Source organism: Micromonospora sp. PTRAS2 (assembly GCF_054052245.1).
This window is the reverse complement of record NZ_JBSWBU010000001.1, coordinates 681,211-704,487: the sequence shown is the minus strand read 5'-3', so window position 1 is coordinate 704,487 and position 23,277 is coordinate 681,211. Positions and strand designations below refer to the sequence as shown.

At 71.4% G+C, this 23,277-nt stretch carries 27 protein-coding genes and 1 CRISPR repeat array (1 of these 28 only partly in view); of the genes, 14 read left to right on the top strand and 13 right to left on the bottom strand.

Annotated elements, in window-relative coordinates; translation table 11 throughout:
- The first annotated feature begins 3 nt into the window (after positions 1 to 3).
- Positions 4 to 765, top strand: a complete 762-nt coding sequence (locus tag ACVMYR_RS03400; RefSeq protein WP_457121084.1) for a 2-phosphosulfolactate phosphatase — start codon at positions 4 to 6, stop codon at positions 763 to 765.
- 102 nt (positions 766 to 867) lie between these two features.
- Here the strand turns inward: ACVMYR_RS03400 and ACVMYR_RS03395 are convergent, their stop codons facing one another.
- Positions 868 to 3,093: a carboxypeptidase-like regulatory domain-containing protein gene (locus ACVMYR_RS03395; RefSeq protein WP_457121292.1), complete on the bottom strand. Its 2,226-nt coding sequence runs from the start codon at positions 3,091 to 3,093 to the stop codon at positions 868 to 870.
- Positions 3,094 to 3,292: 199 nt separating this feature from the next.
- Between ACVMYR_RS03395 and ACVMYR_RS03390 the strand changes: the two genes are divergently transcribed.
- From ACVMYR_RS03390 to amcA, 5 genes are all read left to right on the top strand, one after another.
- The gene (locus ACVMYR_RS03390) at positions 3,293 to 3,658 is read left to right on the top strand and encodes a sterol carrier family protein (protein ID WP_043961208.1); all 366 of its coding nucleotides are present in this window, start codon (positions 3,293 to 3,295) and stop codon (positions 3,656 to 3,658) included.
- Between the two features lie 158 nt (positions 3,659 to 3,816).
- Positions 3,817 to 5,355: an amidophosphoribosyltransferase gene (gene purF, locus ACVMYR_RS03385; RefSeq protein ID WP_077935508.1), complete on the top strand. Its 1,539-nt coding sequence runs from the start codon at positions 3,817 to 3,819 to the stop codon at positions 5,353 to 5,355.
- Between the two features lie 64 nt (positions 5,356 to 5,419).
- Positions 5,420 to 6,574 carry a phosphoribosylformylglycinamidine cyclo-ligase gene (gene purM, locus ACVMYR_RS03380; protein WP_077935509.1) on the top strand — a complete coding sequence of 385 codons (1,155 nt, stop codon included), beginning with the start codon at positions 5,420 to 5,422 and terminating at the stop codon, positions 6,572 to 6,574.
- A gap of 131 nt (positions 6,575 to 6,705) precedes the next feature.
- Positions 6,706 to 7,812: a cyclophane-forming radical SAM peptide maturase AmcB gene (gene amcB / locus ACVMYR_RS03375; RefSeq protein ID WP_457121291.1), complete on the top strand. Its 1,107-nt coding sequence runs from the start codon at positions 6,706 to 6,708 to the stop codon at positions 7,810 to 7,812.
- On the top strand, positions 7,781 to 8,017 hold the full coding sequence (amcA, locus tag ACVMYR_RS03370) for a multiple cyclophane-containing RiPP AmcA (protein ID WP_091282530.1): 237 nt from the start codon (positions 7,781 to 7,783) through the stop codon (positions 8,015 to 8,017). The genes amcB and amcA overlap by 32 nt, the downstream gene beginning before the upstream one ends.
- Positions 8,018 to 8,162: 145 nt before the next feature.
- On the opposite strand, the gene ACVMYR_RS03365 is transcribed toward amcA, so the two are convergent.
- Both ACVMYR_RS03365 and ACVMYR_RS03360 read right to left on the bottom strand, forming a co-directional pair.
- Positions 8,163 to 8,378 (bottom strand): DUF3073 domain-containing protein, encoded by a 216-nt coding sequence (locus ACVMYR_RS03365; protein ID WP_036373645.1) that lies wholly within the window; start codon positions 8,376 to 8,378, stop codon positions 8,163 to 8,165.
- 371 nt (positions 8,379 to 8,749) lie between these two features.
- Entirely contained in the window at positions 8,750 to 9,832 is a 1,083-nt protein-coding gene (locus tag ACVMYR_RS03360; RefSeq protein WP_077935512.1) for a Glu/Leu/Phe/Val family dehydrogenase, read from the bottom strand.
- 206 nt (positions 9,833 to 10,038) lie between these two features.
- Here ACVMYR_RS03360 and ACVMYR_RS03355 point away from each other — a divergent pair, with 206 nt between their 5' ends.
- Both ACVMYR_RS03355 and ACVMYR_RS03350 read left to right on the top strand, forming a co-directional pair.
- Positions 10,039 to 10,878 (top strand): hypothetical protein, encoded by an 840-nt coding sequence (locus ACVMYR_RS03355; RefSeq protein WP_077935513.1) that lies wholly within the window; start codon positions 10,039 to 10,041, stop codon positions 10,876 to 10,878.
- Positions 10,879 to 11,163: 285 nt separating this feature from the next.
- Positions 11,164 to 11,373, top strand: a complete 210-nt coding sequence (locus ACVMYR_RS03350; RefSeq protein ID WP_007073996.1) for a BldC family transcriptional regulator — start codon at positions 11,164 to 11,166, stop codon at positions 11,371 to 11,373.
- 73 nt (positions 11,374 to 11,446) lie between these two features.
- Here the strand turns inward: ACVMYR_RS03350 and ACVMYR_RS03345 are convergent, their stop codons facing one another.
- Positions 11,447 to 11,857: a PPOX class F420-dependent oxidoreductase gene (locus ACVMYR_RS03345; protein WP_091282523.1), complete on the bottom strand. Its 411-nt coding sequence runs from the start codon at positions 11,855 to 11,857 to the stop codon at positions 11,447 to 11,449.
- A gap of 53 nt (positions 11,858 to 11,910) precedes the next feature.
- On the opposite strand from ACVMYR_RS03345, the gene ACVMYR_RS03340 reads away from it, so the two are divergent.
- Positions 11,911 to 12,690 (top strand): class I SAM-dependent methyltransferase, encoded by a 780-nt coding sequence (locus ACVMYR_RS03340; RefSeq protein WP_077935515.1) that lies wholly within the window; start codon positions 11,911 to 11,913, stop codon positions 12,688 to 12,690.
- Positions 12,691 to 12,750: 60 nt separating this feature from the next.
- Here ACVMYR_RS03340 and ACVMYR_RS03335 read toward each other — a convergent pair whose 3' ends face one another.
- On the bottom strand, positions 12,751 to 13,038 hold the full coding sequence (locus ACVMYR_RS03335; RefSeq protein ID WP_043961229.1) for a hypothetical protein: 288 nt from the start codon (positions 13,036 to 13,038) through the stop codon (positions 12,751 to 12,753).
- Between the two features lie 161 nt (positions 13,039 to 13,199).
- On the opposite strand from ACVMYR_RS03335, the gene ACVMYR_RS03330 reads away from it, so the two are divergent.
- Together ACVMYR_RS03330 and ACVMYR_RS03325 are read left to right on the top strand one after the other, a co-directional pair.
- Entirely contained in the window at positions 13,200 to 14,057 is an 858-nt protein-coding gene (locus tag ACVMYR_RS03330; protein WP_077935516.1) for a 3-hydroxyacyl-CoA dehydrogenase family protein, read from the top strand.
- Positions 14,054 to 14,797: an enoyl-CoA hydratase/isomerase family protein gene (locus ACVMYR_RS03325; RefSeq protein ID WP_074475579.1), complete on the top strand. Its 744-nt coding sequence runs from the start codon at positions 14,054 to 14,056 to the stop codon at positions 14,795 to 14,797. Before ACVMYR_RS03330 ends, ACVMYR_RS03325 begins: the two co-directional genes overlap by 4 nt.
- A 67-nt stretch (positions 14,798 to 14,864) precedes the next feature.
- On the opposite strand, the gene ACVMYR_RS03320 is transcribed toward ACVMYR_RS03325, so the two are convergent.
- A complete protein-coding gene (locus tag ACVMYR_RS03320; RefSeq protein WP_077935517.1) occupies positions 14,865 to 16,208 on the bottom strand; it encodes an ABC transporter substrate-binding protein in 1,344 nt (447 codons plus the stop codon).
- Between the two features lie 169 nt (positions 16,209 to 16,377).
- Between ACVMYR_RS03320 and ACVMYR_RS03315 the strand changes: the two genes are divergently transcribed.
- Positions 16,378 to 16,767, top strand: coding sequence for a hypothetical protein (locus ACVMYR_RS03315; protein WP_043961233.1), 390 nt, complete (start codon positions 16,378 to 16,380; stop codon positions 16,765 to 16,767).
- A 42-nt stretch (positions 16,768 to 16,809) separates the two neighbouring features.
- Here the strand turns inward: ACVMYR_RS03315 and ACVMYR_RS03310 are convergent, their stop codons facing one another.
- Entirely contained in the window at positions 16,810 to 17,244 is a 435-nt protein-coding gene (locus ACVMYR_RS03310) for a hypothetical protein (protein ID WP_043961234.1), read from the bottom strand.
- 123 nt (positions 17,245 to 17,367) lie between these two features.
- On the opposite strand from ACVMYR_RS03310, the gene ACVMYR_RS03305 reads away from it, so the two are divergent.
- Positions 17,368 to 18,075, top strand: coding sequence for a DUF2786 domain-containing protein (locus ACVMYR_RS03305; RefSeq protein WP_457121083.1), 708 nt, complete (start codon positions 17,368 to 17,370; stop codon positions 18,073 to 18,075).
- 2 nt (positions 18,076 to 18,077) lie between these two features.
- Here ACVMYR_RS03305 and ACVMYR_RS03300 read toward each other — a convergent pair whose 3' ends face one another.
- From ACVMYR_RS03300 to ACVMYR_RS03280, 5 genes are all read right to left on the bottom strand, one after another.
- Positions 18,078 to 18,596 carry an SRPBCC family protein gene (locus ACVMYR_RS03300; RefSeq protein WP_043961236.1) on the bottom strand — a complete coding sequence of 173 codons (519 nt, stop codon included), beginning with the start codon at positions 18,594 to 18,596 and terminating at the stop codon, positions 18,078 to 18,080.
- Between the two features lie 136 nt (positions 18,597 to 18,732).
- Positions 18,733 to 18,927 carry a hypothetical protein gene (locus tag ACVMYR_RS03295; RefSeq protein WP_077935519.1) on the bottom strand — a complete coding sequence of 65 codons (195 nt, stop codon included), beginning with the start codon at positions 18,925 to 18,927 and terminating at the stop codon, positions 18,733 to 18,735.
- 4 nt (positions 18,928 to 18,931) lie between these two features.
- A complete protein-coding gene (locus ACVMYR_RS03290) occupies positions 18,932 to 19,102 on the bottom strand; it encodes a hypothetical protein (protein WP_158229360.1) in 171 nt (56 codons plus the stop codon).
- The gene (locus ACVMYR_RS03285) at positions 19,099 to 19,725 is read right to left on the bottom strand and encodes a GNAT family N-acetyltransferase (protein WP_457121082.1); all 627 of its coding nucleotides are present in this window, start codon (positions 19,723 to 19,725) and stop codon (positions 19,099 to 19,101) included. The genes ACVMYR_RS03290 and ACVMYR_RS03285 overlap by 4 nt, the downstream gene beginning before the upstream one ends.
- Entirely contained in the window at positions 19,722 to 20,507 is a 786-nt protein-coding gene (locus tag ACVMYR_RS03280; protein WP_256092032.1) for a GntR family transcriptional regulator, read from the bottom strand. The genes ACVMYR_RS03285 and ACVMYR_RS03280 overlap by 4 nt, the downstream gene beginning before the upstream one ends.
- Before the next feature lie 188 nt (positions 20,508 to 20,695).
- On the opposite strand from ACVMYR_RS03280, the gene ACVMYR_RS03275 reads away from it, so the two are divergent.
- The gene (locus ACVMYR_RS03275) at positions 20,696 to 21,154 is read left to right on the top strand and encodes a hypothetical protein (protein WP_091282493.1); all 459 of its coding nucleotides are present in this window, start codon (positions 20,696 to 20,698) and stop codon (positions 21,152 to 21,154) included.
- A 100-nt stretch (positions 21,155 to 21,254) separates the two neighbouring features.
- On the opposite strand, the gene ACVMYR_RS03270 is transcribed toward ACVMYR_RS03275, so the two are convergent.
- Entirely contained in the window at positions 21,255 to 22,655 is a 1,401-nt protein-coding gene (locus ACVMYR_RS03270; protein WP_457121081.1) for an ApeA N-terminal domain 1-containing protein, read from the bottom strand.
- A 497-nt stretch (positions 22,656 to 23,152) separates the two neighbouring features.
- Positions 23,153 to 23,277: a CRISPR direct-repeat array (repeat unit 28 nt; unit sequence CTGTTCCCCGCGCATGCGGGGGTGATCC) (it continues 147 nt past the right edge of the window).

The window sequence follows — 23,277 nt, the reverse complement described above, 5'->3', positions numbered from 1 at the left end:
GGCGTGACCGCGACGGTCTACGTCCAGCCCGGCTCGGGTGCCCGGTTCGACTGGGGGCTGGCCGGCGCGGCGGAACTCGGCCGGGTCTGCGCCGTCCTGGTGGTGGTGGACGTCCTCTCGTTCACCACCGCCGTGGAGGTGGCGGTCGCCCGGGGCATGCGGGTGCACCCGTTCCCCTGGGGCGAGCAGGCCGCCGAGTACGCCCGCCGGGTCGGCGCCGTCGCCGCCGTGGGCCGCCGGCAGGCGACCCCGGACCAGCCGTGGTCGCTCTCCCCGGCGGCCCTGCGCACCGCGCCGGCCGTCGCCGACCTGGTGCTGCCCTCGCCCAACGGCTCGGCGATCAGCGCCGCCGCCAGCGCCACGGGCCTGCCGGTGGTCGCGGCCTGCCTGCGCAACGCCCGCGCCGTCGGGCGCTGGCTGACCGACCAGGGGTACGGCTCGGTCGACGCCCCGGTCGGCGTGGTGGCCTCCGGGGAACGCTGGCCGGACGGCTCCCTGCGCCCGTGCGTCGAGGACCAGCTCGGGGCGGCGTGCGTGCTCGACGCGCTCTCCGGCGTCCCCGGCGGGCTGTCGGTGGAGGCGGCGATGGCGCTGGCCGCGCTCGCCGCCACGCCGGACGTCCCGGCCGCCGTGCGCGGCTGCGTCTCCGGCCGGGAACTCGTGGAGGGCGGCTTCGGCGGGGACGTGGAAGTGGCCGTCCAGGTCGGTGTGTCGGGCGTGGTGCCGGTGCTGCGGCAGGGCGTCTTCTCCGCGGCCCGGCTCTGAGCGGGGGACTCGGCTCACGCGTATCGACGAAGAAGGCGGCTCCGGGTTACCGGGCAGCCGCCTTCTTCGTCGTCGCGTTGCGCGGGCCGTGGCCCGCGTCGGTCAGTCGTCCAGCCAGTCCAGCCGGCGACCGCCCCGGTCCTGCTGCTGCGGGGGCGGCGGGCCGTCGGGCCGGCCCCGGCCCTGCTGCTGGGCCTGGTCGCCGTAGTAGCCGCCCTGCTGCTGGTCGTAGCTGGTGGGCTGCTCGTAGCCACGGTCGTCGTAGCCGCCGCCGCGCTGCTGCGGGGGCTCCTGACCGTAGCCGCCCTGTTGGCCGTAGCCGCTCTGCTGACCGTAGCCCTCGGCGCCGTAGCCGCCGCGCTGGTCGTAGCCGCCCTGCTGCTGGCCGGCGTCGTAGCCGCCGCCCTGCTGGCTGTGCTGGCCGTAACCGCCGCCGCCGTAGCCGCCACCGGTGGGCTCGGCCGCGCCGTAGCCGCCGGTGGGCTCGCCGCCGCGGCCGCCGTACTGCGGGGGCTCCGGCTGGCCGTAGCCGCCGTGACCCTGCTCCGCCTGGTAGGTGCTGGTCGGGTACGGGTCCGCGGCGGGCGGCGGGTAGGAGGAAGCGGTGTCGCCGGTGTACCGCCCCGTCGGCTCGTCGTAGCGCTCGCCGCCGTAGCCGCCACCGCCCTGGCCCGGGTACCCGCCGGCCGGCGCACCCGCGGGCGCGCCGTAGTCGCGGTTGCCGTAGCCGCCGCCGGAGGAGGTCGGCGCCGCCTCGGCACCGTACCCGCCGGGGTTGCCGTAGCCGCCGCCCGAGGCGGGTGCGGTGCCGTATCCGCCGCCCGAGGCCGGGGCGGAGCCGTAGCCGCCGCCGGAGGCCGGGGCGGAGCCGTACCCGCCCGACGCGGGGGCGCTGCCGTAGCCGCCGCCGGACGCCGGCGCGCCGCCGTAGCCGCCGCCTGAGGCGGGGGCCTCGGCACCGTAGCCGCCGGGGTTGCCGTAGCCGCCGCCCGAGGCGGGCGCGTCGGCACCGTAGCCGCCGCCGGGGTTGCCGTAGCCGCCGCCCGAGGCCGGGGCACCGCCGTACCCGCCGCCGGAGGCCGGGGCGTTGCCGTAACCGCCGGCCGCGCCGTACCCGCCGGTCTGCGGCTCGTCGCCGTAGCCGCCGCCGGCCCAGCCGCCCTGCTGCTGGCCGCCCGCGCCGTACGGGGCCGGCGGAGCGCCGTAGGGGTCCGGCGGGACGTCGTCGACGACCGGCCGGTGCATCATCGTCGGGGCGTCGCTGAGCGAGGTGCCGCCGACCATCGTCGGGTCGGGCCCGGCACCGACCCGGTTCACGACCCGCGTCTGGTCGTCCGCCCCGCCGTACGCCCCGCGGGCGGCCGGGATCGCGCCCGCCGCCGCAGCGCCGCTCTTCGGCGCGTCGTCGACGTCGTCGCCGTTCTCCCGGCGCTTCATCCAGAGCAGCACGATGGTGCCGACGCCGATGGCCACGAACAGGCCGCCGAGCAGGATGAGCAGCCACGACATGCCGCTGTCCTCCTCGGTGGAGGCGGCGTTGTTCGCGGCGCCGGGGGCGGCCTCCGTCGGCTCCTCGGTGGCGTCTTCGGTGGCCTCGTCGGAAGGCAGCGGCTCCTCGCTGGCCGACGGGCTGGGGCTCGGGCTCACCTCGACCTTGATCGCGAGGCTGAGCCGCTGCCCGCTGATGCTCTGCCCGGCGCCGGCGGTGAAGGACTTCGTGACGCGGACCTCGCCCTGGATCGCGCCGATGCTGAGCCGCCCGGGAACGATGGGCTTGTCGGTGCTGCCGGTGAAGCGGAAGTTGCCGCTGCCGTCGCTGGTGGTCTCGAACTTCGCCCCGGTGCTGTCCTGGAGCATCACGATGGCGTTCGGCACCGCCTCGCCGTTGGCCGCCGCGACCACCTTGCCGGAGACCGACTTGACGGTCTGCGTCTGGGCGGGCGTCGTGGGTGCGGTCTTGCCCTTGACGTTGAGCTGGAAGCTACCGGTGGTGGAGTCCGACTTGTCGGGCTGCACCTGGACCGTCACGTTGATCCCGCCGGCGTCCGGCGCGCTGTCGCTGGCCTTGATCGTCAGGAGCTGGGTCCTCGGGGCCTGGCCGTTGAAGCTGATCTGGCCGCAGCCGCCCGTGCAGCTCACGCCGGCAGGCAGCCCGGTGAGGCTGATCTGGGCGCTCGCGTCGTCGTTGCTGGGCGTCACCTTGACGCTCACCGTGGCGTCGCTGCCCGCGTTCAGGTTGATCGAGCCGGGCGTGACGCTGACCTCGGCGGCCAGTGCGGGTGTGGCGGGGACGGCGAGCAGGGCGCCGATTGCCAGCGCCACGACCACACCCGCCCGCTGCTGCCAGGCACGTCGGTGTGTTGACACGTCCACCGCCTTCCGGTCTGACTTCCCTCCGCCGGCGGGGCGCCGGGCCGGGGATCATCACGGTACGAATACGCCGTCGGCAACTATGCCTTGTCTGACCGGATCGGCGCGACCCAGGGCCAGCGTCGAAAGCGCCGGAGGCGGGTCGTATCGTCCCGTCGTGTCCTCTCCGCACATTAAGTCCGCAGCGGTCGCCGAGGCGCTCGCCGCGCTCGACGAGGGTCGTACCCCCGAACGGCTGGTGTTCCGGGAGGCGGTCCGTGCCTTGTTGACCGCCCTCACGGAGCGTGCCCCCGGCCGATCGGTGGAGGTGCGTGTCCCACCTTACGGTGCAGTTCAGTGCATTCCCGGTCCCCGACACACCCGGGGAACCCCGCCGAACGTCGTCGAGCTGGATCCGACCACCTGGCTGGAGCTGGCGACGGGCCGGCGGAGCTGGGCGGACGCGGTCACCGAGGGTCGCGTACGGGTCAGCGGGGTCCGTGCGGACCTCTCCGCGCACCTTCCGCTCCACCTGGGCGAATAGTCCCCTCGCGCGAACACGGAGAGGAGGCGAATCGTGACTTTCTGTATTGACACCGATTCGCGTACACTGTCAGGCGACGACAGTGGTCCCGGCCGGGCAACGCGGACCAGCACATCCGTCCGGCCCGGCCAGTCCCGACCAGCATGAGGGAGCGGCAGGTGCCCCGAGGCGACGGCCGGCTGAGCCACGATCTCGATCCCCAACGACCCGGCCCCCAGGACGCCTGCGGCGTCTTCGGTGTCTGGGCGCCCGGGGAAGAGGTCGCCAACCTCACCTACTTCGGGCTCTACGCCCTCCAGCACCGTGGCCAGGAGGCCGCCGGGATCGCCGTCAGTGACGGCTCCGGGGTGGTGGTCTACAAGGATCTCGGCCTGGTGGCCCAGGTCTTCGACGAGCCGACCCTGGCCAGCCTGCGCGGGCACCTCGCGATCGGGCACGCGCGCTACTCGACGACGGGCGGCTCGACCTGGGAGAACGCCCAGCCGACCATCCGGTCCACCAGCGCGGGCACCACCATCGCGCTGGCGCACAACGGCAACCTGGTCAACACCGCCGAGTTGCAGCGCGAGGTGGCCGAGCGGGGCCTGGCCGCCGACGGCTCGACCAACGACACCTCGCTGGTGACGATGCTGCTGGCCAGTCGTCCGGATCTCTCGGTCGAGGCCGCCGCGCTGGAGGTGCTGCCCCAGCTGCGCGGGGCGTTCAGCTTCGTCTTCATGGACGAGTCGACGCTCTACGCCGCCCGCGACCCGCACGGCGTGCGCCCGCTGGTCCTCGGCCGGCTGGAGCGCGGCTGGGTGGTGGCGAGCGAGACCGCCGCGCTCGACATCGTGGGCGCGAGCGTGGTCCGCGAGGTGGAGCCGGGCGAGCTGATCGCCATCGACGAGAACGGCCTGCGCTCGGCCCGGTTCGCCGCGCCCGAGCCGAAGGGCTGCCTCTTCGAGTACGTCTACATCGCCCGCCCGGACGCCACCATCGCCGGGCGCAACGTGCACGCCGCCCGGGTGCAGATCGGCCGCCAGCTCGCCAAGGAGCACCCGGTCGAGGCCGACCTGGTCATCCCGGTGCCGGAGTCCGGCACCCCGGCCGCCATCGGCTACGCCGAGGAGTCCGGCATCACCTACGGCGCCGGCCTGATGAAGAACCCGTACGTCGGCCGGACGTTCATCCAGCCGTCGCAGACCCTGCGCCAGCTCGGCATCCGGCTGAAGCTCAACCCGCTGCGGGAGAACGTGCGGGGCAAGCGGCTGGTGGTGGTCGACGACTCGATCGTGCGTGGCAACACCCAGCGGGCGATCGTGCGGATGCTGCGCGAGGCGGGCGCGTTGGAGGTCCACGTGCGGATCTCCTCCCCGCCGGTCAACTGGCCGTGCTTCTACGGCATCGACTTCGCCACCCGGGCGGAGCTGTTGGCCAACGGGCTGGACAACGAGGGCATCCGGCGGTCCATCGGCGCCGACACGCTGGGCTATGTTTCGTTGCCCGGCCTCATCGCCGCGACCGAGCAGCCGAAGACCCGGCTCTGCCGGGCCTGCTTCGACGGGGAATACCCGATCGAGCTGCCGGCCGGGAACCTGATCGGCAAGCACGTGCTCGAAGGGGTGGGACGCCGGGTCGCCGATGCCCCGGACGCCCCCGGGCACGACGTCCCACCGCTCGTCGCCACTTCGGGCGGCGCGACCGTACACCGCCAATAGCACCGCCCGACGCGGGCCGACCGGCCACCGCCGGACCCCGCGAGAACCACAAAAGGGGAGAACCGTGACGCACGTTTCCGAGCGCAGCGGCACAGGAAGCAGCCCGACCGGCGCCGGCGGTGACCGCCAGCCCTGGACGGCCGGCAACGGCCGCCCGGCGCGCAAACGCTCGGTCTCGTACGCGGACGCCGGCGTCTCGATCGAGGCGGGCGACCGCGCGGTCGAGCTGCTCAAGTCCAAGGTCAAGCAGACCCGTCGCCCGGAGGTCATGGGCGACCTGGGCGGCTTCGCCGGCCTGTTCCGGCTGGACACCAAGAAATACAAGAACCCGATCCTGGCGTCCTCCACCGACGGGGTGGGCACCAAGCTGGTGATCGCGCAGCAGCTCGACATCCACGACACGATCGGCATCGACCTGGTCGCCATGGTCGTCGACGACCTGGTGGCCTGCGGGGCGGAGCCGCTGTTCCTGCTCGACTACATCGCCTGCGGTGAGGTCGTCCCCGACAAGGTGGCCGAGATCGGCGCGGGCATCGCCGACGGCTGCCGGTACGCCGGCTGCGCGCTGCTCGGCGGCGAGACGGCCGAGCACCCGGGCGTGCTGCGTCCGGACGAGTACGACGTCTCCGCCACGGGCGTCGGCGTGGTGGAGGAGAGCGAGATCCTCAGCCCGGATCGGGTGGAGATCGGTGACGTGGTCATCGCGATGCGCTCCTCGGGCCTGCACTCCAACGGCTACTCCCTGGTGCGGCACGTGCTGCTGGGCGCGGGCCGGATGCGGCTGGACGTGGTGATCGAGGACTTCGGCCGCCAGCGCACCCTCGGCGAGGAGCTGCTCACGCCGACCAAGATCTACGCTCAGGACTGCCTCAAGCTGATCGCCGAGGCCGAGGTGCGGTCCATCGCGCACGTGACCGGCGGCGGCATCCCGGGCAACCTGGTGCGCATCCTGCCGGAGAACGTCGACGCGGTGGTCAACCGCTCCACGTGGAAGCCGCAGCCCATCTTCGACCTGATCCAGTCCAAGGGCCGGATCGACGACAACGAGATGGAGTCGACGTTCAACATGGGCGTCGGCATGTTCGCGATCGTCTCCGCCGAGGACGCCGACCGGGCGCTGGCCACGCTGACCGGCCGGGGTGTGGACGCCTGGCAGGCCGGCGAGATCATCGAGGGCACCGGCAAGGTGCAGATGGTCGGCCAGCACACTCGGGGTTAATATCGAGGGCCATTGATTTGCTCGGCGTCTGGTCGGGGGTTCACCCGAGCGGCCGTCGCCGCCTAGCCTGAGGGGCACCCTTCGGGTCGGGAAGGAGGGCGATGGCTGCTCGGGGACGGCCGTCCAGCGGGATGCGGGGGATCTCCCCGGTCCCGTCGTACGTCGTGATGCAGCCGACGACCCTGTGCAACCTCGACTGCGCATACTGCTACCTCCCGATGCGGGCGGTCGACCGGCGGATGCCGGTCGCGGTCGCCGAGGCGGTCGCGGCCTCGGTGAACCGCTGGGCGGAGGCCGGCCGCTTCTCGGTGGTGTGGCACGGCGGGGAGCCTCTGGCCGCCGGCCGGGAGCACCTCGCCGCGCTGATCGCCCCGTTCGGCCCGGAGGTCGAGCACCACGTGCAGACCAACGCGACCCTCATCGACGACGCCTGGTGCGAGTTCCTCGCCGCGCACCGGGTGCGGGTCAGCGTGAGCGTGGACGGGCCGCGCGGGCGCAACGGCGACCGGGTCACCCGGGCGGGCCGGCCGGCGTACGACCGGATCGTGCGTGGGGTGGCGGCGCTGCGTCGGCACGGGCTGCCCTTCTCGGCCCTGGCCGTGGTCAACGACCCGGAGCCGGGTCGCGCCGCCGAGCTGTACGACTACTTCCTCGGCCTGGGTTGCGAGGTGCTGGGCGTCAACATCGAGGAGATGGAGGGGGTGAACACCCGGGGCAACGCCCACGAGGCGGCGCAGGTGCGGGCGTTCTGGGCGGAGCTGGTGGCCGCCTGGCGTCGGGACCCCCGCATCCACCTGCGCGAGGTGGAGTGGTCGCTGCGGTACGCGGCGGCGGTCCTCGACGGCACCGCCGACGGGCTGCTGCCCCGGCGGCTGGACCCGATCCCCACGGTCGGCCACGACGGCTCCGTGGTCGTGCTCTCCCCGGAGCTGGCCGGCTTCTCCGACCCCCGGTACGGCGACTTCAGCAGCGGCAACGTGCTGACGACCCCGCTGGCCGAGATCGTGGCCGGCGCGGAGCGGACGACCGGTTGGGTGGGTGAGTTCCTGGCCGGCGTGGAGGCGTGCCGGGCGTCCTGCCCCTACTTCGGGTTCTGCGGGGGCGGGCACGCCGCCAACCGTTACTTCGAGCTGGGGCGTTTCGACGGTACGGAGACCGAGCACTGCCGCAACAGCAAGATCCGCCTACTGGAGGGAGTGTTGGACCATGCCCGAGAACACCGGACACCGGCAGTCTGAGCGCGTCGGAGGGGCCACGGAGGGCCCGGTCGTCGACCGGGTGCGGGATGCCGCCGACGGGCTCGTCGCGCTGCTCCAGGAGGCGGAGGACGCGCGCCGGCTGCGGTCGGAGGCGGCGGGAGGAGAGGGCGCGGGCGCGGTGTGCGCCTGGAACCACTTCGAGAACATCCCGACGTTCTACAACTGGAACAACCGGCCCCGCTGAGGGTACGGCTCCGAGATCAAGGACCTGCCGATCGCCCGGAACGGGGTCCGGTGGACAGATCCTTGATCATCGGTTGGTACGCCGGCCCCGGGACGGGCACAAACACAAGCACGCGGACTGCCGCGTGCTCAGCTGCTCCCGGGGGTCAACGGGTCGGACGGACCCAGGGGTCCGGGTCCTCGTCCGCGTGATCCTCGTCGTCGTCGTCGACATACTCTTTGTAGTCGTCGTCGAAGTCGTGGTTCGACTTACCAGCACCCGCCAGTTCGCGCTGCAAGGCGGTGAGGTCGGTGTTCGGGGAGTGGTACTTCAACTCCCGGGCCACCTTCGTCTGCTTGGCCTTAGCACGGCCGCGCCCCATGGCTCGACCCCCTCGCACAGAATTCGGGGCAGCCCGAAGGCGGGCCCCGATGACGTCAGGCATCTCTCGTGGCTCTTACGGTACATGGGGATGCCGCCCTTCGGCACCTCGGGTTACCGCAGGCCGGCTCTGCGCGTCGCAGTTATCCGGCCGTCACCGATTGTACTGAGGTAAGGGGCAGTTGCCGAATCACCCGTGACATCGGGCAGTTGGGCAGTAATCACCCCGATTTCAGCTTAACGCCGTTCGCCGTCGCGCCCTGCCCGGTCGCCCGACCCGGGGTCCAGGCCGCCCCGGGCCGGGCTGTGACCTTCACCGCAGCGCGCGGCGCGGCACCGCACAGGCGGCCCCGCGCCGCGGCGCGGCGGTCGTCACCTCAGGTGGATCGTCCGCAGCCGGCCGACCTCCGCCATCCGGCGCTCGGCGAGCCGGTCCGCCGCCACCGCCGGGGGCACCCCCTCGTCGTCGGCGAGCCGCAGGATCTGCCGGGTGGTGTCGTAGATGCGGGTGGCCCGGAGCTTGGCCCGCTCGAAGTTGAAGCCCTCGATCTCGTCGGCCACCTGGATCACCCCGCCGGCGTTCACCACGTAGTCGGGGGCGTAGAGGATGCCCCGGTCGGCGAGCAGCTTCTCGATGCCCGGGTGGGCGAGCTGGTTGTTCGCCGCCCCGGCGACCACCTTCGCCCGCAGCGCCGGCACCGTGTCGTCGTCGAGGGCGCCGCCCAGCGCGCACGGGGCGTACACGTCGATGTCGGCGGCGACGAGCGCGGCGGCGTCGTCGACCAGCTCGACCTGCGGGTGGTTGGCGCGCACCCACTCGCGCGCCCGGGGGTCGACGTCGGTCGCCACCACCTCGGCGTGGTCGTCGAGCAGGTGCCGGGTCAGGTGCTTGCCGACCTTGCCCAGCCCGGCCACGCCGACCCGTCGGCCGTTGAGGGTGGGCGCGCCCCAGACGTGCTCGGCGGCGGCCCGCATGCCCTGGAAGACGCCCCAGGCGGTCAGCACCGAGGAGTCGCCCGCGCCGCCGTGCTCCACGCTGCGGCCGGTGACGTAGCGGGTCTCCCGGGCGATCACGTCCATGTCCGCCACGTACGTGCCGACGTCGCAGGCGGTGTAGTAGCGGCCGTTGAGCGATTCGACGAAGCGGCCGTATGCGCGCAGCAGCGGCTCGCTCTTGAGCTGGTCCGGGTCGCCCCAGATGACCGCCTTGCCGCCGCCCAGGTCCAGCCCGGCGAGCGCGTTCTTGTACGCCATGCCGCGCGACAGGTCGAGCACGTCGGCCAGCGCGGCCTCTTCGCTCGCGTACGGGTAGAAGCGGGTGCCGCCGAGCGCGGGGCCCAGCGCGGTGGAGTAGATGCCGATGATCGCGCGGAGGCCGGTCTGCGTGTCCTGGCAGAACACGACCTGCTCGTGGCCGGTGGATGACGGGTCGTCGATGCTGGTGAAAACGCCCATGGCTGACTCCTGTGACGGTGTGCGTCCTTGTGGGACGCGGACCTGGTGGCGCGCCCGGCGGGATGGTGCCGGTGCCTCCGAGCCTAGTATCGGCCGACGCCGTGCCGTCGTGCGCAGCGTGCCCGGTCGCGGGCGTCCGGTGCCCAGCGCGCCTGATCGGGGGGCGCTGCGGGCGTCCGGGTTGCGTCTCGTGGGAGGATCGCGCCGTGCCGTCGCTCTTCGCTTCTTACCTGCGGGTGTACGAGCCGCTGACCGCCTTCGACCGGGACCGCCAGTCCTTCTGGCGGCGCTACGTGCAACAGGGGCGGGCGGTGGCCCCCTCGGAGGGGCCCCTGCGGCAGCGGACGGCGGTCATCGAGGCGCTCGGCGCGGGCTGGACCCGCCTGCCCGACCTGCCCGAGGAGGCGTACGTCCTGGAGGTCGACGACGCCCTGCTGGTCTGCCCGTGGAACCTGCGGATCCGGGTGGCCGAGGCGGCGCTGAGCGCCCGCGACGGCGTGCCGTCGGTGCTGGCCGACGCGTTCGTGCCGCCGATCCTCGCGGGGCAGGCCAAGGCGGTCGTGGAGGACTGGCGCAGCGGGGCCCGGGTGCTGGAGCACGGCGTGCCGCGGGTGCACGAGCAGATCGCCACGTGGGGCGTGCCGCTGCGCTGGTTCGTCCTGTTCGACTTCGAGGAGCGGGACCTGGTGACCCGGCCCGGGCGGCGCGCGCTGCGCTACCGGACGGAGATCTCGAAGGCCCGCCGCCGGTCGTCGCGGGCGCTGTCGGTGCTGCGCAAGACCGTCGGCGAGGCGCCCATCACCGAGGCGGTCGAGGAGGCCGCGCGGTGGTTGGAGGAGTTCCACCCGCGCTCGGTGGTGGAGCTGGACTACGGCGGCCTGGTCGAGTTGCTCTCCGACGAGACCCTCGCCGAGGACGACTCCCCGGCGCTCGTCGCGGGCGGCCTCGTCGGGCTGTCCAAGGGGGAGGCCGACGAGGCTTCGGCGGCGTACGACCGGCTCGTCGCGAGGTGGCGGGCGGTCCAGTTGCTCGAGCGGTGCAACTAGCCCTGACCTGGGTAAAGACCTGCGCAAGGGGGCGCAAAACGCCCATGGAAGCGCTCCCAAGGTGAGATGCTCTCGTAGTTGGAGCATCACGACCAGTGACTATGAGTCCAAATAAGGTGGGTTCTGGCGTGTATTAGTCGTATAAATCGGGCATGGTTCATCCGTCCGTCTAGGGACCTTCGGCCGTTCGGCCCATGTCGGACATCGGGGACTAGCCGGACCATGGGAGACGCGTCGGCCGGCGGGACCCCGGCCGATGTCTATACCTGTGGAGGAGTGACCGATATGGCATCGCGAACGCACGAACCGGAGCCGCTGCTCACACCGGCCGAGGTGGCGTCGATGTTCCGTGTCGACCCGAAGACGGTGACCCGGTGGGCCAAGGCTGGCAAGCTCAGCGCCATCCGCACCCTGGGCGGCCACCGCCGTTACCGCGAGTCGGAGGTTCGCGCCCTGCTGCAGGGGCAGATCCCCCAGCAACGCCAAGGCGACTGAGCCAGTTCCTTCAGACGTACGGATCAGGGGTGGCAGAGCGATTCTGCCGCCCCTGATCCGTGTCCGGCCCCCGTCACCGGGCCCCCTCGTCCCCTGGCGCGGCCCCCTCGGTGAGGATCACCCGGATGCCCACCGTGCCGCCCTCGCCCCGGCGCAGCCGGCTGCCCAGCAGGCTGAGGCGGCCCACCAGCCGATACTTCTGCTTCAGCAACTCGCGGATCCGGCGGGTCTGCGCCGGATCGCAGATGGCCGCCCGGCCGGGCACCGCCGCACCGTGCGGGCGGCCCCGCACGTCGCACGGCGCGACCGTGACCTCGCCGCTGCGCCGGATCCGCTTCACCTTGCCCGAGTCGGCGACGGTCCACGCGGCGAGCGCGTCACCGTCGCGGACCACCCACACCGGCGTGGGCACCGGCCGCCCGTCCTTGCGGAACGTGGTCAACAGCACGTACTTCTCGGCGCCCAGCCGGTCCAAGGTGGTCACGCCGCCAGGATACGACCGAGCGGACGTCAGGCAGCGGGGATAGCGTGAACCATGTGACCGGGGAACCCAGGATCGGCGACGTCTTCGGCGAGCTGCTGCGCGACGCGCTCGCCGTGCAGAGCGGGGTGGGTGCCCGGCCGCTGGCCGGGGGGCGCCTGCCCCGCCCGGTCATCGAGGTCATCGAGCGGGACGACGGCCTGATCAACGGCGCCCCCGCCGCCCACTACCTGGCCGGGCCCGAAGACTGGCAGCCGTACGACCACCGGGCCGTGGACCGGGTGCGCGGCGAGACGCTGGACGTCGGCGTCGGCGCCGGCCGGATCGCGCTGCTGCTCCAGGAGCGCGGCGTGCCCGTGACCGGGCTGGACACCTCGCTCGGCGCGCTGAAGGTGTGCCGGCGGCGCGGCGTACGCGACCTGGTGCACGGCACGGTCGACCAGCACGTCGCCGACGGCCGGCGGTACGACACCTTCCTGCTGCTCGGCAACAACCTCGGCCTGATCGAGGGGCGGGACCGGGCACCGGCGTTCCTCGCCGCGCTGGCCGCGCTCGCCCGGCCCGGAGCGCAGGTCATCGCCCACGGCACCGACCCGTACGGCACCAGCGACCCCGTGCACACCGGCTACCACGAGCGCAACCGGCGGCTCGGCCGGCTCGGCGGGCAGCTTCGGCTTCGCCTGCGCTACCGCGAACTGGGCACCGAGTGGTTCGACTACCTGGTCTGCTCGGTGGCCGAGCTGGCCGACCTCGTACGCGGCACCCCGTGGCGGCTGGCCGACGTGGACGACCGGGACGCCCCGTACTACCTGGCGACGCTGACGCTCACGGGCTGAGGTGCTTGCAGGGGCCCCCTGTACAACAGAATGCGTTAACAAGGGGCCCCTCCTTACACCTCAGACCTGGACGGTCGGCGGGAGCTGCTCCGGCGGGAGACCGCCGTCGCCGTCGACGACCTCGTCGGGGGTGCCGTCCTCGTCGAGGTCGACCATCGTGATGTCCACCTTGCCGTCACCGTCGGTGTCGAACTGGAACAGGTCGGCCCGGCCGTCACCGTCGGTGTCGACCACCCAGACGTCGGTCTTGCCGTCGTTGTTGGTGTCCGCGCGGAGCAGGTCGACCCGCTCGTCGCCCCGGGTCTCCACGGTCTCGTTGGTCTCCACACTCTCCGGTGCCTGGCTCATGTCGGGTCCTTCCCTCGGTTGACGGCCGTCCTTACCCGGATCGACGCGCCCCCACGCATCCGCCGGGTGGCGGTGCTGCATAGGGTCGCACCCATGAGCCAGTGCAGCGAGCGCCCCGGCGCGGCGGAGACCCCGCGCGCCGGGCGGAGCGAGGAGACGTCATGAGCGGTCGGTTCGTCGTCGTCGGGGCCGGCACGATGGGCCTCGGCATCGCCTACGTGGCGGCCGGCGCGGGATACCGCGTCGAGCTGGTGGAGGTCGACCCGGGCCGGGCCACCGCCGCCGGGGCGCGGCTGGGCGAGCTGTGGGAGCGGGCGGTGCAGCGCGGCAAGCTCACCGCCGACGCGGCGGCGGCCAACCGGGAACGGTTGACGCTGCGCCCGTCCCTCGGCGAGGTCGCGGCCGAGCCGGACGTGGTGGTGGAGGCCGTCCCCGAGCGGCTCGACCTCAAGCGGACGGTGCTGCGCGACGCCGCCGCCCTGCGCCCCGCGCTGCTCGGCAGCAACACGTCCAGCATCGCCATCGCCGAGCTGGCCGCCGGGCTGGACCGGCCCGAACGCTTCCTCGGCCTGCACTTCTTCAACCCCGTCTGGGCCATGGCGCTGCTGGAGGTCGTGGTGGGCCCGGCCACCGCCGACGAGACCACCGCGGCGGCCGTCGCGCTCGCCGGCCGGCTGGGCAAGGACCCCGTCGTCGTACGCGACATGCCCGGCTTCGCCACCTCCCGGCTCGGGGTGACCCTGGGCCTGGAGGCGATCCGGATGGTCGCCGACGGGGTGGCCAGCCCCGCCGACATCGACAAGGCCATGGTGCTCGGCTACCGGCACCCGGTCGGCCCGCTGGAGCTGACCGACCTGGTGGGGCTGGACGTCCGGCTCGACATCGCCCGCACCCTCCAGGCCGCGTACGGGGACCGGTTCGCGCCGCCGCCGCTGCTGGAGCAGATGGTCGCCGAGGGGAAGCTGGGCCGGAAGTCCGGGCAGGGCTTCTACCACTGGGACGAGGGCGGCAGGCGATGAGCGGGCTGCGCGTCGAGGAGCGCCCCGACCGGCTCGTGGTGACGCTCGACCGGCCGGAGAAGCGCAACGCGATCGACGCCGACCTGGTCGCCGAGCTGCACGCCGTCTGCGCCGAGCTGGAGGCCCGGCCCCGGCTGCTGCTGCTCACCGGCGGCACCGAGGGGATCTTCGCGGGCGGGGCGGACATCGGCCAGCTCCGCGAGCGCGGCCGGCTCGACGCGCTCGCCGCGATCAACTCGGCGGTGTTCGCCCGGGTCCGGGCGTTGCCGATGCCCACCGTCGCCGCCGTGGACGGGCCGGCGCTGGGCGGCGGGGCCGAGCTGGCGTACGCATGCGACCTGCGGGTGTGCACGGCCCGCGCCGTGTTCGGGCAGCCCGAGGTGCGGCTGGGCATCCTGGCCGGCGCGGGCGCGACCCACCGGCTGCCGGCGCTCGTCGGCGAGGCCCTCGCCAAGGAACTGCTCTTCACCGGCCGCCGGGTGGACGCCGCCGAGGCGCTGCGGATCGGCCTGGTCAACCGGGTGGTCGACGAGCCGGCCGAGCTGCTGCCCACCGCGCACGGGCTGCTCGACGAGATGGCGAAGGGGTCCGCGCTGGCGCTGCGGCTGACCAAGCTGGCCGTGGACGCGCCCCCGGCCGCCCACCCGCACCTCGACCTGGTCAGCCAGGCGGTGCTGTTCGAGGACGAGGAGAAGCGGCGGCGGATGACCGAGTTCCTGGAGCGCCGCCGGGACCGTTGACGCGAGCCGCGAGTCGGCGGCCGTCCCGCGAGGATCGTGGGGCGGCCGCCGCTCGGACCAGGTCGGTTCAGTGCCGGATCTGCACCCCGGAGTCGGCCAGCGCCCGGATCACCTGCGCGGACTCGCCGAAGCCGATGACCAGCACGGCGTCCGCGCCGTACTCCTTGATCTCGCGGGCCCCGGCGGTGAAGTCCAGCGGCGGGGCCTTCGCGTCGGCCGGCGGCTCGTACGTCAGCAGCTTCACCCGGTCGCCGTCGATGCCGGCCCGCTCCAGCTCGGCACGGACGTTCTCCTGGAGGCCCTCGCCGTAGGAGTCCTTCCGGGCGACCAGGGCGATCCGGTGCGGCCCGTCGCGCAGGATCACGTCGGCCAGCGCCCGCCCCTGGAGGCTGTCCGGAGGGGCGGTGCGGAAGTAGAGCCCCTTGTCCTCGACCGAGGTCAGCCCGGCATCGGTGTTGGACGGCGAGAAGAGCACCAGGCCAGCGGCCACCACGTCCGGCAGGACGGCCCGGGAGATGCCCGACGCGCCCGCGCCGATGATGACGTGCACGCCGTCGGCGATGTGCTTCTCCACCGTCTCCTTCGCCACTGCCGGGTTGGTGCCGTCGTCCCCGTCGACCCAGCGCACGTCCTCGCCGAGCACGCCGCCCGCGGCGTTGATCTCCTTGAGGGCGAGCGCGGCCCCGGCGGCCAGCGGCGGGTACGCGATGGCCAGGTCGCCGGTGCGCGGCAGCAGGCCGCCGAGGACCAGGGGCGCCGAGGGGACCTTGCCGCTGCCCTGCCGGTGCGACCGGGGCGGGTTCTTGGTGCTCGCCGCCGACTCGTCGCCGGCGCCGACGAACTCGGTCTTGCCGTCGTCGAGCTTCTCCTCGCCGAAGGTCAGGGTGGCGTAGCTGGCGGTGGCCGGCTCACCGGCATCGGTGAACCCGGCCCGGTTGAGCGAAACACCCCGGTACTCGATGTCCCGCCCGTTCCGCGCCAGCCGCAGGCATTCCGCCGGCTTCTCGCACCGCTCACCGTTGTTGGTGACGCCGACGATCTGCTTGGCGATCGCGGCCGGATCGGTGCTGCCGGCCAACTGCGCGGCCAGGGCGCTGATCACGACGGCGTCGTACGACTCGGCGGAGTAGAGATAGTCCGTCAGTTTCGGGTCGACGGCGCGGAGCCGGTTCTTGAAGGCCTCCGGCAACGGCGTGAGCGGGGTCGTGCCCTTCATGCCGTCGAGCAGGTCGGCGCGCTCCTTGAATTCCGCAGCGTACGCGTTGGTCATGTTGCCGTCGCTGCCGTAGAGGCGGACCTGTGGGGTGGTGGTCGCCTCCTCGGACTTGTCGGCGCCGCAGCCGGCACCGGCGAGGAGCAGCGCCCCGCACGCCGCCAGTGCGGCGACGCGCGAGCCGGGTGATACGAGCATGGTCGTCCTTCCTCCGGGAAAGGTCCGCTGCGCACATTAGCGTGCCTGGCTGATCGGCGGGACCGTGGAGGAGGGTCAAACCCCAGCTAGCCCCGGCGACGCACGGACGGTCACGGGGCGCGCGCTCTCGGGTGGTCACCGCTTGACCACCGGACGTACAGTTCGGCGGGTGACGGACGTACCGCAGCAGACGCTGGACGACGCGACCGCCGTGCTCCACTCCGCCCTCGCGGGCGACGGCGACGCGGTGGTGGGCACCTTCGACAAGGTGGTCGACCGGGCCGGCCTCGCCGGAGCGTACGGGGTGGCCTGGTGCCTCGCGGCCACCATGGTCGGGGACGTGCCCGCCCCCGGCGGCGCGGCGCTGGACTTCCCCGGCATCGACGAGGCGGGCTACGACACCCGCTGGGTGGCGCGCTTCGTCAGCGCGTACGCCAACGCCGACGCCGACACGGGGGAGGCGCTCTTCGGCGCGGCGGTCGCCGACGGCCTGCTGCCGGACTGCCTGCTCACCCTCGCCGGCTCGACGGTGGCCACCCTGCGCAGCCGGGCCGGCTGACGCCCGACCCCGACCCGGGGGCCGGGCGTCGGGCGTCGCCGGTCAGAACGCGTGGTACGCGATTAGCGGCTCGTACTCGTAGCGCAGGTTCTGGAAGCGCACCCGGAAGTTCACCCCGTCGCGGACGTTGGTGGCCACCGTCGTCCACCCCGACTTCGCGGGGAGATAGGTCCAGTAGTTGCAGTTGTTGGTCTTGTCGACGAAGACCACGCACGCCTGGGTGCCGAAGCTGCTGTCGTTGCGGACGTTGACGTCCGCGCAGCGGCTGGTGGTCCGGTAGGTGCCGGCCTCGCCGCCCCAGCTTCCGGTCTGGAAGTACGAGCGCACGGCGCCGCCGTAGCAGGTGGCGTACGTGCCGGCGAGGTTGCCGGCGACCAGCGGCTGGGCGGGAGCGGCGACGGCGGGGGCGGCGAGGGCGAGCGCCGACACGGCCGCGGCCGTCGAGGTGGACAGCAGGCGGACGACCGGGGACGACATGGGTGCCTCCAACGGGTTGTTGACCGTCCGGGTGGGACGGCCGACCGACCGGGACGATGATACTGGTCGATCTTCCCGGCGTCGGCCCGGCCGTGGCGGGACCGGTGTGATAGCTCTGGTGGCATGTCGCAGGCCATGCTCGCCAAGGTGCGCAAGCTGCTGGCGAAGGCCGAGGACCCGGCCTGCACGCCCGAGGAGTCGGCCGCCTTCACCGCCAAGGCGACCGAGCTGATCGCCCGCTACGGCGTGGACCGGGCCCTGCTGGCGGCCCGTGACCCGACCACCGACCCGGTCGGCGACCGGGTGGTCGAGGTCGTCGCCCCGTACGCCCGGGACAAGGCCGGCCTGCTCGCGGCCGTCGCCGACCCGCTGCGCTGCCGCTGCGTGCGCCGCCGGCACGGCGACGGCTTCGCGATGCACCTGTTCGGCTTCGCCAGCGACCTGGAACGGGTCGACCTGCTCTTCACCTCGCTGCTGGTGCAGGCCGCGCACGGGCTGGCCGCCGCCGGGGTCCCGCCGGGCGAGCACCCGGCCGCGTTCCGGCGGTCCTGGCTCGCCGGGTTCGCCCAGGTGGTCGGCGCGCGACTGGCGGCGGCGGAGGCCGACGCCGTCGCCGACTCGGGTGGCCCCTCCGTCGCGCTCGTGCTGGCCGACCGCTCGGACCGGGTCCAGCGTCGGGTCGCCGAGGTCTATCCCCGGCTGCGCACGGCCGCGCCGAGGCGGCTCGCCGGCACCGGCTTCGGCTCGGGCGCGGCGGCGGGTCGACGTGCGGACCTCGGCGGCCGGGGGGTGAACCCCGCAGCCCGGCCGGCACGGGGCCTCACCCGCTGACGTCAGCTGTCGTGGGGGTGCAGAACGCAGGAGAGATAGCGGGTCAGCAGCTCGTGCCAGCCGGCCGTGAGGGCCTCCCGGTACCCCTCGGCGGCTGCGCCGTGCCGGTCGAAGTGCCGGTGCTCGACCTCCACCCGGGTCCACTCCGGGCCCTCGGGGAGGAACAGCACCTCCACCTCGCTGGCCCGCGCCGGGTCGGGGACGGGCACGCGGTCGGGCCCGATCTGCCAGACGAACACCAGGCGGCGGGGCGGATCCCAGGTGAGCACCCGGCCCCAGTCGGCGCGGAAGCCGTGCGGGCCGATCTCGTAGAGCATGCCGCCGGCGTGCGGCTCGACGCCCAACTCGACCAGCTCGGCCGGCCCGGACCAGGTGTATTCCGGCACCCACCAGTCGGTGAGGGCGCCGGTGAAGACCGCGAAGGCCCGTTCGGCGGAGGCGGGAACGAGGAGGCTGCTGCGGAGCGAGTATCGTGCGACGTCCTGCCGGACGGCTGTCGGACCGTCGATCTCCTGTCCCATAGGCCCGGACCATACCGGCTGGTGTCCTGAAGTGCAGCTTGCAAAGTGCCGGCTTGCGGACCCCTTGCGCCCGGATGTCGGACAGTAGCGCCGAGTGGTCGTGACGCAACGCCTTGCTGCGGCGCGCCGCAGCGACTCATGCTGCTCGTGCGGACTCCCAGGGGTAGGGCATCGCCCGGAGCCGCTCGACGTGGGCGAGGTGACGCCGCTGCCGTTCGTGGTCACCGGCGGCGGCGGCTTCGTCCGCCCAGCGCTGGACCTCCGCGATCCATCCCTCGTGCTCGCTGCGCAGCGCGTCGTTGAGTGCCTGAACGTGCGGGTCCATCGTCATCGCCTCAACCTCCTAGCCGTTCGTCCAGCTTACCGAGTTCGTACCGGCTGTCTTCCACCTGACGGCGGTAGAACTCCTGATGAGTCTCGTACTGCGTGATCAGTTCGCGCGCCCGCTCGATCCGCTCAACGAGCCTCATGCGCTCGAACTCGTCCTGCTCGTTGGGGACCGTCATCGGCCCTCCCCGTCCAGCGAACCGCCCTGCCTCAACTCTTCCCCCTCCGGGCCCATACGCTCCATCCGTTCAAACCGAACCGTTCCCCGGGACGCCTCCCCTGCTCGGCGCTGGAAGAGCACCCCTGACCCCCGGTGAGGGAGTGAGACGGTACGGACATGATCAAAACCCTGTCGGCGGTAGTACCCATGGAGCGCCAGATTCGTTCGCCAGGCGTCCAAGCGAAGCCAACTCTTTCCTCGGTCAGCCGCTAGTTTCGAGGCGAAGTCAACCAGTGCCTCGCCGAGACCGCTGCCAGCGTAGCCACGATCCACGATCACTCTGTGGACATACAGTGCGTCGCGTGGCTCGTCTTCCTCGTGCCAGAATTCGGGGTCTGCCAACTCGTCGACTATTGCCATCGCTGCGATGCGAAAGCCGTCAACAGCGACGTAGCACTCTCCCCGGCCGACCGCGTCTTCAATCCGCTGCTGCATCCGCTCGGGCGTCTGTCTCTCACTCCGCCCAGTGGGCTGCCATTGGTCGAGTCCCTGAGCTGCAAGCCATCGAACGGTATCGGATTGCAGGCGAACAAGGACAGCAAGGTCCGCCTCTGTCGCAACCCTGATGCTCAACTCGGTCATGACTCGACTAGCTCTTCCGCCGGTCGAGTGCGTTCGAATGCGATGACGTGGCGGTCCCCCGGCAGTACGTTGAGCACCACGCGGACGGCTGTTCCATCACTCGTGTAGCCAGTGACAACGTGGTACGCGACTGGCGTGCCGGGCATCAGCGCAAGTCGCCTCGCCTCCTCCGGCGTAGGCATCCTGATGTAGAACTCGTCCAGCGCGTGAATCTGGCAGTAGCCGCGCTCCGAAAGGACCCTGTTGGCCCCTCGCGCGATGTCGTCCGGCCGCATGATATCCGTTCCCTGCGCGAGGCTGAGCGGAAAGTAGCTGTCGTTGGTGTTGAACGGCTCGCCGTCCAGGTAGCGCACCCGCTTGCGGACGACGGTCAGCTCCCCATCCTGGAGGTGGAGCCGCTCCTTGACGATCTCAGGAGGGTCGACTATCGATATCTCAATCGTCTGCCGTGCTTCTCGTCCTTCGGCCGAGTGCTGGGCGATGAACCTGTCTGTCTCGATGTACCGGGGCTGCGGCATGAACTCTTGCTGTGGCCGGTAGTTGATCGGCTTGCGGTCTCTCACGAAGTAACCACGGGGTCTGGCCGCAACGATCAGTCCTTCGCTCACCAGCGATGCGAGCGCCTGGCGGGCAGTGTTGCGGGCAACCTGGAACCGTGCGGTCAGTTCCGCCTCGGTTGGCAGTTGGGCACCCGGTGGCATCGTGCCGTCGCTGATCGCCTGCCGTAGATCCTCTGCAATCTGCTGCCAGACCGGCATCTGTCCCGCGCGCTTGACGCTCACAGTCCGCTCCCTCCGCAGCATGGTCTAGACAGTCTATGCGAAGAGCTTGACAGGGGTGCGAGGAGGAGCAAGAGTCTCATTGTCTAGTCAGTACAGACGGGCTGGGCATGAACAGAAGGGCCTCGGTGGGGGTGCGACCCCGCCGAGGCCCGCGCAGCAACGTCCCCTCCACGCAAAGGAGTACGAAGATGCAGGTCGATCCTATCTCGGCACCCCAGGTTCCCGGCGGCGAGGATGTGGAGCACCTCCGGGTGCTGGTCACGTCGGTGTTGGGTGCGCAGGAGGTGGCAGTGGCGCTGGCGGTGTCGGACATGCCCACGCGACGGGTGGCGCTGACTCGCGACCAGGAGATCGGCTACGCGATTCAGGGCGTAGCTCGTCTCGGCGTGGACGAGGTGCGGGCACGGGCGGTCGCGGCTCGCAACGTGAATCTGCGCTACAGCGAGTTGCTCGACATGAACGGCGGCACGGTCGGTTCGGCTGCTCCGGAGGTGAGGGCGCTCAGCGCGCGTGAGCGGCAGGTGTGGGGCTGCGGCGAGCGGCGGCAGAGCCGGGCGGTGTCGGTGGCGTGGAAGGTGACCGGGGTGGCCAGTCATCCCGAGGCGGGATCCGTTCGGCTTGCGGGGAGCGCGGCTACGGGGGGCTGATCCTCGGGTCTGCTGGGCGCTGCTCGTTGCCAGATCCCCTGGGGCCGCCGTGTTGGCAATTTCGGCGGACCCCTTTTATCGTATGTGCGCCGAGCGCGTCCTACCTGTGCTCGCGGACCCTAAGAACCGCCGTCTTGACGCGGTCTGCTAACCACGACGCAGAGTACGACGTGGCCCATTCTGCGAGCTCCTCCTTGCGGACACCGCATTCAATAAGCATGCATGCGCGAGTCACGGCGTAGACCGAATCACTCAAAGCCCGCAAATCGCCACCTTGGATCCTGTGAGGAGCTGGGCCAAGATGCGTGAGGTCGTTTCGCAGCTGGGAAATGGCGAAGGCCCAATGGTCTATGTTCCCGGTGATCGGCTTGGCCGCGATCCCCGCCTTCGCCGCGAGCTGCCTCATCCGCTTGCGGAGGGTCATCTCATTGGCGTAGTGAAACTTGTCCCTGACCCAGGGGTGATGCTGCTCCGGCACGCTCGCGACGATGGCGCGGTAAAGACTATCGAACTCCTCCTGATCCATTTGAGTGCCGCCATACATGGTTCGGTGGAAGGCTTCTGATGCGAAAGTGACGTTCAGGAACCGGTTTTCGGCGAACATCTTCTCGGCGCGCTGAACACTCATCAGGAAGTCCAGGGCGTCCTGAAAGCGCTCCGACACGTCAAGCCAGCGGGCAACCGACTCGATTCCACCTAGCTTTTGAAGAGTCAGAACCATCTGGTGGGGATGCCTGGCTTTTCGATCCGCAGGCTTGGTGTAGCGGAGCCAGGGGACCAGAAGCTCGATCTCCTCCTCGTGTCCAGCATCCTCACCCGAGAGCAGTCGCGCGCGGACATCGGGCCGCTGGAGGCTAAGCCGATCCTGAGTTGCATGTGTATCCATACAGAGAGACAGCAGGCTTTGGATTCGCCCGACATCTTTCCTGATTTTGTTGAAGCTCTGCGGCCCGTCGTATGCCATTCGAAACACCGGCCAATGGCGGAACGTAACCCCTTTAACTTGTTCGACCTTGCGCGACCAAGCCGTGCTGAGAGTGATCCGGCCCCTGCTGAATCTTGCCTCCTGGTCCTCTGGCGGATCGTATGTGAACTGGAACTTGGCCCCAGGTCCCCCGATCACAGGATGTTCAGTCACCCCTTTATGTGCGGCCCAGGCGTCAAGATCGCTCCACTCTGCTGTCGCCGTCTGGAACCAAAGGTCATCCTCGATAAGGTGGTGTCCCAAGAATATCTGATTCACAAAGTATTCCGATTCTTGTAAACCAGTGGATCCTCGATTACTTCGGCGTAAGAAGCAACGGTCAAGGGTGACCCTTCTGGAGCCGATCCAACCGTTGATACGGGTCATCTGTTCTGCGTCGCTGTCGGCCTCGTTGTCGAAGATTCCGACGAGCGAGACCGAAGCCCCCTTTTCTGGATCGAAGCGGAGGCGTCCGGTGAGAGTGTCCTCTTCGTGACCCGTCAGCCAAAAGAGCCCAAGCTCGTCGATCTCCCTCACGGCAACTCCCCGTCTGAGAGTGGGTGGATCGTAGGAGGCTAGTTCATGGCGGTGACCCCGCCCCGCGCGTCACCCTGGTTCCGTGAGGAGCCGGTGGCGAGTCCCGGACTGACCGGGCCCATGCGACAGCACACCCGCCGGTCTCTTCCATCCTCGGAACACCTCATCGCGGACCGATCTGTGGTCGGCTTGGGCGAGCTGCCGAACGGAACACGTCGGCCGCTCCGGTCCGGTGTGGGGAAGGAGCGAAGGTGGGTGAGGGGCGGGTTGGGGTTAGGGCTGCCTCCGGCGGGGGCCAACGACTCCGGGATGGAGTTGCCGAACGGTTGCGGTCGTGGGTGGTTGGGATGGCAGGAGCGGGGGTGCGGTGCGCGCCAAGCACGGCGAGTCAGCTGTACCTTGTCACCAGCAACCGGGCGGCACGGGCGGGGAGGATCTTGGTCGAGCAAGTGAATGAAATCGGCGCTGTTGATCTTTAGTGCCCCAGGTCAAGAAGTCTGTTCCCCGCGCATGCGGGGGTGATCCCGCCGCCAGCGTGCGGCCCTCGGCCGTACCGTCCTGTTCCCCGCGCATGCGGGGGTGATCCGGCGACCGGGAACCGGATGTTCGGCGCGGTGCTCTG